Annotated in this window: 11 protein-coding genes; all 11 read right to left on the bottom strand. The window is 45.7% G+C overall.

Annotation, left to right across the window (positions count from 1 at the left end; genetic code table 11):
* Positions 1–3: 3 nt before the first annotated feature.
* A complete protein-coding gene (locus OAG1_RS18395; protein ID WP_338622299.1) occupies positions 4–495 on the bottom strand; it encodes a hypothetical protein in 492 nt (163 codons plus the stop codon).
* The gene (locus OAG1_RS18400; protein ID WP_338622300.1) at positions 496–1725 is read right to left on the bottom strand and encodes a type II secretion system F family protein; all 1230 of its coding nucleotides are present in this window, start codon (positions 1723–1725) and stop codon (positions 496–498) included.
* A complete protein-coding gene (locus OAG1_RS18405) occupies positions 1725–3473 on the bottom strand; it encodes a GspE/PulE family protein (protein WP_016400718.1) in 1749 nt (582 codons plus the stop codon). Before OAG1_RS18405 ends, OAG1_RS18400 begins: the two co-directional genes overlap by 1 nt.
* Before the next feature lie 3 nt (positions 3474–3476).
* On the bottom strand, positions 3477–4697 hold the full coding sequence (locus OAG1_RS18410; protein ID WP_338622301.1) for a tetratricopeptide repeat protein: 1221 nt from the start codon (positions 4695–4697) through the stop codon (positions 3477–3479).
* A complete protein-coding gene (locus tag OAG1_RS18415) occupies positions 4694–5599 on the bottom strand; it encodes an AAA family ATPase (RefSeq protein WP_016400716.1) in 906 nt (301 codons plus the stop codon). The genes OAG1_RS18410 and OAG1_RS18415 overlap by 4 nt, the downstream gene beginning before the upstream one ends.
* Before the next feature lie 10 nt (positions 5600–5609).
* On the bottom strand, positions 5610–7325 hold the full coding sequence (gene mshL / locus OAG1_RS18420; protein WP_040306926.1) for a pilus (MSHA type) biogenesis protein MshL: 1716 nt from the start codon (positions 7323–7325) through the stop codon (positions 5610–5612).
* A gap of 3 nt (positions 7326–7328) precedes the next feature.
* Positions 7329–7667 carry a hypothetical protein gene (locus OAG1_RS18425; protein ID WP_338622302.1) on the bottom strand — a complete coding sequence of 113 codons (339 nt, stop codon included), beginning with the start codon at positions 7665–7667 and terminating at the stop codon, positions 7329–7331.
* Positions 7660–8313, bottom strand: a complete 654-nt coding sequence (gspM, locus tag OAG1_RS18430; protein ID WP_338622303.1) for a type II secretion system protein GspM — start codon at positions 8311–8313, stop codon at positions 7660–7662. Before gspM ends, OAG1_RS18425 begins: the two co-directional genes overlap by 8 nt.
* Positions 8306–8917, bottom strand: a complete 612-nt coding sequence (locus OAG1_RS18435; protein WP_338622304.1) for a PilN domain-containing protein — start codon at positions 8915–8917, stop codon at positions 8306–8308. Before OAG1_RS18435 ends, gspM begins: the two co-directional genes overlap by 8 nt.
* Positions 8914–9795: a hypothetical protein gene (locus OAG1_RS18440; RefSeq protein WP_338622305.1), complete on the bottom strand. Its 882-nt coding sequence runs from the start codon at positions 9793–9795 to the stop codon at positions 8914–8916. The genes OAG1_RS18435 and OAG1_RS18440 overlap by 4 nt, the downstream gene beginning before the upstream one ends.
* Before the next feature lie 191 nt (positions 9796–9986).
* On the bottom strand, positions 9987–11879 hold the full coding sequence (locus OAG1_RS18445; protein ID WP_338622306.1) for an EAL domain-containing protein: 1893 nt from the start codon (positions 11877–11879) through the stop codon (positions 9987–9989).
* Positions 11880–11986 lie beyond the last annotated feature (107 nt).

The following is an 11986-nucleotide window of genomic DNA, read 5'->3' on the forward strand; positions in this document are numbered from 1 at the left end:
GCTTTACAGCCATTCCTTTGTCATCAAACCTTGTTGCGGGTCATATATCAGTATGGCCACACCTAAAAACTCATAATGGCATTGCTGGTTTTTATAGGCCGCTGTCACGGCGTTGCCTTGCCCACTAAGCTCAGCGCCAACCATGTCACGCCACAAATCTTGGCACTGCTGGTTTGATGCAACCTTAGGCCACCCCGCTTTACTCATCGCTAAGCGTATTACTTCTAACGGCTTTTGCTCACCGCTAAGTGCATCGCGCTGGTATAAATTTATCTCCAGCTGCTCAGGGCGGAATCTAGCTATCCACAAACCATGAACTTGCGCCAATTGCCTCACCCAAGTTTGAGCATATTCTTCTACGACTTGCTGCTCTGCTTGATTAATTGTCCTAATAAAGCTAATTAAAAGCAATAATACAACTAATAAAACTATGCAGAAGGTCACAAGCCAACTGAAGCGCGAGCGATTGTTGTCCAATAACTCATGCTGATTCAATTAACCACCTCTTACCGCGCGCATCATGTCCCACATTGGGGTAAAGATGCCAAGTGCAAGAATCAGTACCATACCTGCGACCACTGTAATCAGTATTGGTTCAATACGCGCTGTTAAGCTCTTTAAATCATAGTCTACTTCGCGCTCATAAAACTCGGCAGCTTCGGTAAGTAATTCATCGACTTGCCCGGTTTCTTCACCCACCGAGATCATCTGCAATACCAAAGGTGTAAATAACTCACTGGCAATCGCGTTACGCAGCAAACTTTCGCCGCGCTCAATTCCGCGGCGCATTTCAACAATTCGCTCAGCCATAAACGCATTATCAACGGCGCTAGCCACTAAGGATAAGGCTTGGTTAAGCGGAACCCCCGCTCCCACCATCATCGCAAAACTGCGCGAAAAACGAGCCAGCAACGAGCGCTCTATCACCGAGCCAACAACTGGTAAGCGCAATCGCGTTTTGTCCCATAACATACGGCCTTTGGGAGTACTGACATACCAGCGCACCAAAAATACCGAGCCGATAGTTAGCACCAGTAACAAGGGCCAATAGTTAACAAAAAAGTTGGAGGTGCCAATCAAGATCCTTGTAGCTAAAGGCAGTTCCACGTTAAAACGGCCAAAGATTTCAGCAAACTGGGGGATCACGAAAATATTTAGAATCACCATGGCGATAACAATTGCCAAAATCACAAAAGTGGGATAACGCATCGCCGTTTTGATTCGCTTACGAGTATCCATTTCAAGCTCAAGATACTGAGACAGCTGCAAAAATGCTTGCTCTAACTGACCGGTATTTTCGCCAACATGAACAATACTCACAAACAATTGAGAGAATACTTTAGGGTACTCCGCCATGGCGGTAGACAAGGTTCGCCCGCTACTCAACGCATCAGATACGCCAGCCAACGAGCGACGTAAAAGCTTACTATGAGCGGTTTCGGCTAAGCCATTAATGGCGCGCATTATTGGAATGCCAGCCTTAGTTAACGAATACATTTGTCGAGTAAATACCACTAACTCATCAAGCTTTATTCGCCCTTCCCACAAAGTACTAACATCTAAAGAGCCTAAGCCTTCGCCCTTGCCTTTATCCTCTGCGATTTTAATTGGGGTAAGCCCACGGCGCAGCAAGCCCTCTGCCGCAGCATTTTGATTGGCAGCTTCAATGTCGCCATTAATCAGGCGACCAGTGCTATCGCGAACTTGATAGCGAAACAAAGCCATTATTGAGCATCTTCCTGAGCATTAGTAACGCTGCCATAAACGTCAATTTCTTCTACCAAACGCAGCACCTCTTCAACCGCAGTAACCCCTTTTTTAGCGTAATCTAAAGCAGCTAATGACAAGGGGCGGTAATTTTTCGAGGCTTTTGCAGCCTTAGAAAACTCATCGGGATCATCTCTACGCAAACCTTCCATCATTGCGTCATTGAGCTCAAGCATCTCAAACACACCAATTCGGCCTTTGTAGCCAGTGTAGTTACAGCTTTGGCAACCGTGCCCCTTGTAGAAGACCTGTTGGCTTAAATCTTCATTGCTAATGTGCTCTAGCCAAACTTTTTCTTCTAGTGAACTCGTATGTTCCTGCTTACAGTTTTCACATAGTCGGCGAACCAATCGCTGGGCGATAACCGCTCTTAAAGAACTTGCCACCAAGTAACCCGCTGCACCCATATCGATTAAACGTAAGGCGCTGGTTATCGCATCATTGGTGTGCAGTGTTGTTAATACCAGGTGACCGGTTAATGCGCCTCGCAAGCCAATTTCCACGGTTTCTTGGTCACGCATCTCCCCCACCAGCAAAATATCAGGGTCTTGACGCAAAGTTGTACGCAAAATATTGGAGAAATCGAGGCCAATTTTGCTGTTTACTTGTACTTGGTTAATCCGTGGCAGTCGGTACTCAACCGGATCTTCCACGGTAATAATTTTCGACTCAGGCTGGTTCAACTCACTCAAGGAACCATACAAAGTGGTTGTTTTACCACTACCTGTTGGGCCAGTTACCACTATCATGCCGTGAGGGCGATGAAGCTGACGACGATAACGCTCCATAATGTCGGCTGGCATACCTGTTTGCTCAAGCGACAATATGCCTGCCGATTGATCTAACAAACGCATCACTACTGATTCGCCGGCCTGAATAGGCATTGTTGATAAACGTACATCGATGGAATGGCCACGTACTTTAATATTAAAACGGCCATCTTGAGGTAAACGTTTTTCGGAAATATCCAAGCCCGACATCAACTTCAAGCGCAACACCATGGCCGAGGCAATTTGCACCTCATTAAGCACACTTTCTTGCAACACGCCGTCTACCCGTTGACGTATTCGCAGTACTTTTTCATCTGGCTCAATATGAATATCTGAAGCGCCCACCTGAACCGCATCTTCAAACAAGGACTGAAGCAGCTTAACAACGGTGGTTTCGTTACTCTCATCATCAGCGGTAGCAAGACCAATATCAAACTCATCGCTACTGGCATATTCTTCTTTTAGCTCTTGAGCAAAACCTTCAATTTCGCGGGTTCTTCGATAAAAACGGTCAAAGGCTTCAACAACCTGAGACTCCCTTGCCACCACATATTTAAGCTGATGAGGAGCCAACAACGATGCTAAGGTGTCAATTGCCGAGAGATCGGCGGGATCGGAAATAGCGACGGTTAACACGTCGCCATCTTTGTGAATCACCAATGCGCGCAAGCGGCGAGCATGCACTTCGCCCAATAACACAACAGCGTTGGCATCTACCGAAATCTGCGCTAAATCAACAAACGGGATACCTAGCTGACGAGCTAAAAACTCCAGCAACTGCACCTCGGCAATCACTCCAAGCTCAATTAAGGTTGCACCTAGTTTTCGACCCGACTGTTTTTGCTGCGCTAAGGCACTCATTAAATCGGCTTCACTGATCACCTGCTCGCTAACCAGCAAGTCACCTAAGCGCATTCGTAATTTGGGTTGTGCCATCGTTTACTGCTCCAACTGTCGAATGCGATTTACCACAAAATCGCGAGAATTACTGGAAAGCTGTCCCATAAGTTCGGCTTGCTGGTACGCGGCTAAGGCTTCTTGATAACTGCCAAGCTTATCATTGGCAATGGCGTAACCCAGCCACCAGCGGGCGCGTGAAGGTTCATGCTTAACCAGTTTTTGATAGCTAGTTAAAGCCAACTCCTGTTTATCTAAGCGTTGCGCTAAACCCGCTAACATGGCGTAATAATCTACATTGCCGATTATGCTAGGTTCAGCACTTTCTAAGTAATAAATTGCTTGAGCTAGGTTGTCTTGCTGCACAAAAATTCGCGCTAACATCACCCTAAACGAGCCACGCATTGGGCTTAGTTGTAAACCTTCTTCAAGCAAGCTAACGGCAGAGCGCAATTCTCCGCGACCAAACATAAGGGCTGCTAGTTGCTCTCGCACTTCATGCGCTTGGTGGTCAAGCTGCAAGGCTTTTTGGAACTCTTTGCGGGCTTCGTCCGGTAGATTTTTATCTAAAGCCTGAAAACCACGGCTAGTGTATAAGGCCACTTGCTGCTCACGGGTAAGCTTTAAAGGTTTAATCTCTAGCGTTGATTCTTGCTCGGCTTGCGGCTTGTCTTTAGCTTCAGCCGATGGCTGCTTAGCTTTAGTGAGCTCAGTGTTTTTCGGCTCTTTTGCTTTAGCCTCCACCAGCTTATTGTTTGGCGCTTGTTTTGTTTCAGGCTCGGCAAGCACTTGAGAAGTTGTTTCCACTGCCACTGTTGGCTCAACTTTAGGCGCCGTTACAACTATTGCAGCTGTAGGCTGAGCCACCTGTTTATTTGGGTCGGCTTCAAGGCCAGATTGTTCGGCTGAATTAGCATCTTCGCTAACTAAAGCCTGCGGTGTAGCAGTCTGGTTGATTGGCTCGACCAGTTCTACATCAATGGCTTCGGCCACCGCTTGTAACTGTTCAGTTTCGGATGAAACGGCCAATGGATTAGCTTTTTGAGTTGCTTCAGCCACTACTTCAACGTCACTGCCCACTTCAATATTCTTAAAATAACGCAGTGCTAACCAAGCCGAGATAGCCAAGGCGATTAATACTAAAGCCATTAGTATATAAGCTCTGGCACTTTTGCCGCTGTCTTCAACCAAGGGAGACATGCTTTGCGGATTGCTATTTTGCCGTTTATCCAGATCTTTTAGCATTTGGTTAATTACGCTCATAGTGACAAACTCCACCATGCAGCCGCCGCAACTGCGACACAGGCGCTTGCAGCAAGAACTAACCAGGTAGTTTGGCTTTGTGGCCTTACCGCATCTTCTGTATCAGCCACTGCTTGTTTAACCATTTTCACACTAACCTGTTGAGCGCCCTGACCATAACAAAGCATTAATACTTTATGGGCCAATATATTGATTAATCGAGGGATCCCGCGGCTAGCTCGTGTAAGCATCTTTAAGGAAGCAGCAGTAAACAAAGGGCCGCCTCGATAGCCGCTTAAGTGCAAGCGATGCTGAATATAGCTGGCCACTTCATCCTTTTCTAAAGCCCGTAAGCGATAAGAAAAGGTTATGCGTTGGCGTAATTGACGTAACTGTTGGCTAGCCAAGCGCTCATCAAGTTCTGGCTGACCAAATAACACCACGTGCAACAACTTGCGCTGCTCTGTTTCTAAGTTACCTAGTAAGCGAATCACCTCTAAGGCTTCATCGCTTAGGGCTTGCGCCTCATCAATAAGCAGTACAACTGGGCGCTGCTTACTGGCTAAATCAATTAGGTGATGATGAATACTTTCTAATACACTATGAGATGACGCTGCCGCATCCACTTGCAAACCTAGCTCACTGGCTAGCGCCGCATGAATTTGCTCTGCAGATAAGCAAGGATTTGGCAGATAAGCAAACTGGTAATCATCACTCATTTCATTAAGCAGTTTTCGGCATAACAGGGTTTTACCTGTGCCCACCTCACCACTTACTTTAATAAAACCTTCACCCGATTTGAGCGCCGTTTGCAACACTTGAATAGCTTCGTCATGAGGCAACAAGGCTTGGTACAAACCGGTATTTGGTGTTAAACCAAAAGGGGCTTGTGAGAGGCCAAAATGTTCGAGATATACCGCCACCAATGTCCGCCTAGTTATCTTCTGGGTACCAAGTGTTTAACAACTCTTGTGATTTTTGCAGTTCGTTTTGCCAAGTATCTTGGGTAACCACTGTTGGCTGAATCAAAATCACTAGCTCGGTTTTTTGGTTTGATACCGCACGGTTGGTAAACAACTCACCTAAACCAGGAATAGACCCAATGAATGGCACTTTAGAGACTATTTCTTCCTGCTTAGAGCTCATCAGGCCACCAATAACCACCACATCACCAGAGCTAGCTTTAATTACCGTATCTGTTTCTCGAATATCGCTTTGTGCCAGTGGTAAATCCAAGCTATCAGCATCGCTACCAAAGCTAATTACTTTACGTTGCTCTTTTACATCGGTAACCGAAGGGTGAACATGCAACAACACTTCGCCTTGGTCATTGATTTGCGGGGTCACATCTAAGGCCACACCAGAGAAGAACGGAGTAAGCTCTACACTTGGATTAGTAACAGGGTTAGTACCGGTAATAGTGGTATTGGATACGTCGGTGACAAAGTACTCGTCGGTACCGACTTTAATCACCGCTTTTTGGTTGTTGGAGGCTGTAATTCGCGGGCTAGATAGCACGTTTACATCACCCTGAGTTTGCAACAGTTTTACCACAGCTTGGAAGTTGCCGTCGGTAACTGTTAAGGCACCGCCGCCGCCCAGCACGCTACTGATGGCATCGCCAGGAATTTGCGACACGCTGTTAAACAATACTTCTGTAGAACCAAATACATCGCCAGCATTGGTCCAATCAATGCCTTGCTGGTAACCGTCGCTCAAGGTCACTTCAATAATCTTGGCCTCTAACACCACTTGGCGTTGCAGGTTTTTCTCTGAGTGACTTAAAAAAGTTTTAATGGTACGAATTTCGTCAGGAAAAGCGCGAACCGTCACTAAACCGGCTTGCGGGCTAACCACAACCATTCGTCCGTCGTTGGCGTAAGAAGTATCATTACCACGATCACGGCGCATGTTTATGCCTATCATGCCGCGTAAGGTTTCTTCTAATTCATACCAAAAACGCGTTTCAGTAGCCGACTCAATCTTGGTACCGTTGAAGCTATCACTGCGATTAGAGCTGCTGTTGTTATTGTTGTTATTCGAATAGTTGTTAGACGAATTATTACTTGATGAGTTATTCGAATAGTTGTTACCCGAACTATTGTTATTGTCGCTGTCACTGCCGGTTATACCGCCGGAGTTAATACGCGTACGAGTATAACCATAACGCTCTAGCATCAAGTAGTTTAATGGAATAGTTTCGATGCGCATGCCGGCCGGATATACATGCAAAATTTTGCCGCGACGCTTAATGTCGTAACCATACATATCAGCCACTACATCAATCGCTTCTTTAAGCGTTACCTCTTTAAGTTTTAAGGTAATTTGACCTTCTACTCCTGGATGTAAAGCCACACTGAGCGGCGAGCCTTTAATCAGTGCGGGGAAAAACGCTTTAGCATCTACATTACGGGCATTCACATCGAAGCGGTGTTCAACTTGCAATAAATTACCGGGCTGCAAGGCTAGCTCTGGCATTAGCTCAGCTTCAACTTCCGCTGGAAGCTCAGGAGCACTGATGGCGTTATCCGTTGGCACTTGGGCCTCGGAAATTGCTTGCTTAGCTTCTACAGGATCGGGGCGATTAGTGCTTTGACAAGCACCCACCAATACCACCATACAACCTATAAAAATCCGTTTGATATACATGTATTACTGCCCCTGCACAGTGACGCGTTTTACCGACACCTTGTCCAATTTGATTTTATATTGCTTACCCGCTCGGGCTAACACCACATAATCTTGGTGAAGTCGGCTTAAAGTAAAGCCGGAAATATTCTGATTTATTGCCACAAAGCGCTGATTAAGAATAGCGCCTGGTTGCTCACCACCGACAATAATTGCCTGTAAACTCGGTAAAGCTGCTCGCTTGGTGGTGCTAGTATGCTTGCTGCTGTTTGGTGGCGCGGTAGGATCGCTCAAAGAGCTAGCGTAGCCATTGCTAGCTATTAACGAACACCCCAACAATATCAAGCAAAGAGATTTAACCACTGATAAAGTCCTTATTGGTGCTTAAGGTATATATGTCGATAGTGATATCTGCCTTGGGATACTCGTCTACTTGATAATCAATTAGTTGCCACAAAAATCGCTGCGGAAGCTCTTCAACAATCTGTAAATACTTAAGTAATGGAAAATACCCGCCACTGAGTTTTAAGCGGATCCCATGACGATAGAAATTCAAACTATCAGGATTGCTTTCTTCACTACTTAATACTGGCTTTGGTGCTAAAGAGTCCATAGCCACTAATACTAAGCCTGGGCTTTTTTGCAATAACTGCTCGAGTACTTCCGCCATTTGCTCAACAGGAATCAAGCCAGCTTGCTGCTGCTCTAGCGACTGATCGATTTGCGCCAGTTGTATTTTTAACTGTTTTAGCTGTCGGCTAATATCCTGGTTGGGATCTTCACGTAATTTATTTTTACTAAACTCGATCAGGTTTGCGTTTTCGTTATACTTTGCATTTGCTTGTACCAGCTCTTTTTCTGCGCGCGTTTGTTTTAAGCTCGCAGGCTCTATCCACAGGTAATAACTGGGAAGCACTACAATAACCAATCCGGTTATGAAAATAAGTACCCGTTCTCGAAGGCTTAAGGCGGCAAAACGTAACTGCCATTGTTGCCATTGCTCACTCATTGGCACCTCCTAGCATACGCTCGTCATGGTTAGAGCCGCTTAAACTGAAGTGCAATTGTTGTTGCTCGTCGCGATAAATTTTTAAACCGGCAAACTGCTGCTGTGACAAATCAGGATAATGTTTAAATTGCTTCAGCCATTTGGGCACCGCATCGCTACTAGTTGATTGACCAGCCAAAGCCATTTTGCCTCGCTGGATGCTAATTTGGGTTAGCCAAATCTGCTGGTCTTGAATAGAGGCCAAGGCCGATAAAGAAGAAGAGAAGCCGTTGTTCGCATAACTTTGACCTTGCAAGCGTTGCTCAAGCAGCCGTTTTAGTTTCAATTCTTGCTCAGCTAAGCTCAGTTGCTGTTGCAATCTTGGGTCTACAGCTCGTTGTTCTATCGCAGCTTTTAGCTGAGCAAGCTGCTGCTCTTGCGAGTTAACTAGTTTACGTTGAGCGGCAGCCTCAACCACGGCGGAACCTGTTTGTTGCTGTTGCCAAAAACCCCACGCTAAAGCAATTATACCAACCAATAACCATAGTCCTACGGCTTGCCTTAACGAGCCTCGCTCTGGTTTGGGTCTGAACTCTTCGGTATAGAGGTTAATCCGTGTTTTCACGACAGCACCCCTTCTTGTAAGCCAGCAAGTGCAGGGATTTTATAGTATTGGTCACTAGACTCTATCGCCGAGATATCCAACAAGGCGACGTTGGGGGTAAGATTTTGCTGTAACTGTTGGGCGATTTCATCGCTAAAGCGGCTAGGAATGGCTAATTGAATATGGCTTACATCAGGCAGTTTCAAAGTGGCACTAATGTAGTCGATAGAACGTTGTAGCTCTAAACTTAAACTGTCGAAGAAAGTTTGAGTAAATTCAATCTCCTGCATTTTGCCTAAACCAGAAAATGCCCGCAGTTGCCGAGAAAAACACACTTGCCCTTGGCGCACCACTATCAGCTCTAAATCTCCGGCTTTTGGTTGCCACAGCAGCATTTGGCAACGGTCGTTGTTTTCCAACAAGTTAACTGCAGCCAACGTTTCAATTGTAATACCTTCAAGCTGAATATCTTGCTGCTGAGCTATTTGCACTAGCTGCTGGATAATCTGTTTACGCACACAAACAACATTCAGCTTTTCGCTAGCCATGGGAGTGGTAGGAGCTTGATAGTAATCGATAGCTAAATCGGGGATTTGTTCGGCGACCATATCTTTGATGGTCCAAGGCACTGCGCCAGCCAACTCTTCATCGGGAACGCTAGGCTTTTCAACCTGAAACTGTTGGTAGTGCTGGCTACCCAATACAAACACAATTTGATGGTCGCTAGATAACTGAGCTTCCTTACATAAGCTCGCAAAGGCTGCGGGCCATTGCTCAATAGAATCAATAGCTTGCTCAAAGGTTTGTTCATTTTGGTTAGCCAGAACCAAAAAGTCAGGGCGCAAATAAGCACTACAACGAGTTTTTGCGGTGTTTCTTCGCCAAAACGCTAAGCCCATCGAGTCATTGTCCTTTGATGATATCCATGTCAAACACTAGTCATCTAGTCTAAACTTTTCTTTTATTTTTTAAAGCATTGGCCGACAAATATGTGCTAATTCTCAAGATTAAAAGCGGTATATCTAGTAACTGTAGATTAGCTATACAAATACCACACTTATTCATCAAATAAATCTAAGCTAAGTGTGAGTTAAATAGGCTCAGGTTTACTAAACAAAAAGCCTTGAGCATGATGAACGCCTAAACGCTGCAAAACTCGCCACTCTTCATTACGTTCAACACCTACTGCCATCACTTGCACCCGACCTGCACAACTGGCTACCAATGAGCTCACGGCTAACTGATTAACTTGCCGCACTTGGATATCTCGAACCAAACTAGTGTGCAGCTTTAAGTATTCCAACTTAAGCTCGCTAATGTATTGAGTGCTAACAACGCGCTGACCTGCGCGCTCTACAGCCAGCTTAATACCTTTTTTATTTAAGGCTTTTAAGCGTAGCATTTCAGTATCGTTGAGTTGCGATAGCTGGGTTTCAGGAAACTCCAGCACTAGCTTTTGGCATTCTTTAAATGGAACAGAAAATACCCATTGTAGTAAATCACGCATTACCGACTGCTTAATCACTGTCGCTATGTTTAAGTTAATGCTAATAGGCTGGCGAGAGTACTTAACCTGTTGCATCGCAAATTTTAGGGCATGCTGATCAAAGTCTGCCTGCAGGCCACTTTTTTCAGCCCAAGGTAAAAATACACCCGCGTTAATCACTTCACCTTGGTAGTCGGTAACACGCGCTAGCAGCTCTTTGTAACAAACGCGTCCATCCTCATCAAAAACTTCTTGTTGATAATAGTGCAGCGCCTCGTTACTTAGCACATGCTGCAGTAAGGTACGCCAGCGCACCGAGCCCTTGCCGGTTTGGGTAGAACTCAACTCGCGAGGGATGGCATACCAACCATTATGTCGCTGCATCTGCGCCACTCTTAAGGCATCCTCAGCTTGCTCAATAACCAACTGCGCGTTATCACCATACTCATAACCCGCAATACCGATGTAGAAGAAGTCATCGGCCTCGGCCACTTCAGGCAAGGGAATACGCTCGAGTAATTTTAAGATACCTGCGGCAGTGTCTTCCGCTTCATCCAAGGTAGATAGCGGCATTAACAAGGCAAAGGCATCGCCGCTATAGCGTGCTAGGTTCACATCAATATTACGGCGAGTGTACTGCTTTAAAGCCTCAGAGCTTTGCTGCAAAATTGCATCGCCTTCGTTACGTGCATATTGGTAGTTAACATCGTCCATGCCACGCAGATACACTAACAACACCGCGCCGGTGTGCGCATCGGCATCGCCAATCTCCGCTTCCAGCTGATTTAAAAAGTGAGTGCGATTAGATAACTGAGTAAGCTCATCAACAAAGGCATTATTGCGAATGATACAATCAAAGCGACTGCGTTCTTGGCGAGCTTCAATAAGTTGGGTGATCAACTGCTCAATCGCCTTACTTGCAGCATTGGGCCACTCTTTGCCACTGCCTTGCTGCACATCGCGCAGGCGACCTGCGAGAATTTGATTGCCGCGAGTTTGCAGCAATTCAGCACCGTACATAATGCTTTTTAGCCAGCGAAATACAGCGATTAATCCCAAGGCAACAATCAGCACACCAGCACCAATACCTAACATTGCTTCAGGTTCATAGGTGAGCTGTTTAAAGGGTTGTTCGACCCAAATTTGAATAAAAAAGTCAGGATGAGCCGCTAAGGGATAACGATAAGGAATTAAGTTATTGCTGTTGCCAGTGTAATTAAGCTCACGAAAGGTATAAATAACCCCGCCGCGATTAGCTACCTCAAGCACTTGAATATTATGTGCACGCAGCCAATTTGGTAACCATTGAGCAAATTCTGGCGTTTCCGGCTGAACACTCAGCTGACCATCAATCACTTCAACGACTGAGCGCAACTGATGTTGTTGCTGATTAAATGCTAACTGACGGAAGGTAAGCGCACCCCCAAGCAATACCAATAGCACTGCCACCACTACGCAGCTAATGGTAAATACTATGATCCGACTGGAAAATTTCATTAAGGGTGTTCCTCACCTTCAAGCTCTTAGTCGCACCATCCTTTGGTATGACCATTGCTTGAGTATATCAGTAAATTGCAAATAGCTTGGTAATCACAAACAAAAAG

Source organism: Agarivorans sp. OAG1, assembly GCF_037076485.1.
Taxonomy (GTDB): Bacteria; Pseudomonadota; Gammaproteobacteria; order Enterobacterales; family Celerinatantimonadaceae; genus Agarivorans; species Agarivorans albus.

Excerpts from the sequence above, each read along its gene's own strand:
- OAG1_RS18400 (WP_338622300.1), bottom strand. The coding sequence starts at position 1,725 with ATGGCTTTGTTTCGCTATCAAGTTCGCGATAGCACTGGTCGCCTGATT.
- OAG1_RS18405 (WP_016400718.1), bottom strand. The coding sequence starts at position 3,473 with ATGGCACAACCCAAATTACGAATGCGCTTAGGTGACTTGCTGGTTAGC.
- OAG1_RS18410 (WP_338622301.1), bottom strand. The coding sequence starts at position 4,697 with ATGAGCGTAATTAACCAAATGCTAAAAGATCTGGATAAACGGCAAAAT.
- mshL (WP_040306926.1), bottom strand. The coding sequence starts at position 7,325 with ATGTATATCAAACGGATTTTTATAGGTTGTATGGTGGTATTGGTGGGT.
- gspM (WP_338622303.1), bottom strand. The coding sequence starts at position 8,313 with ATGAGTGAGCAATGGCAACAATGGCAGTTACGTTTTGCCGCCTTAAGC.
- OAG1_RS18440 (WP_338622305.1), bottom strand. The coding sequence starts at position 9,795 with ATGGGCTTAGCGTTTTGGCGAAGAAACACCGCAAAAACTCGTTGTAGT.
- OAG1_RS18445 (WP_338622306.1), bottom strand. The coding sequence starts at position 11,879 with ATGAAATTTTCCAGTCGGATCATAGTATTTACCATTAGCTGCGTAGTG.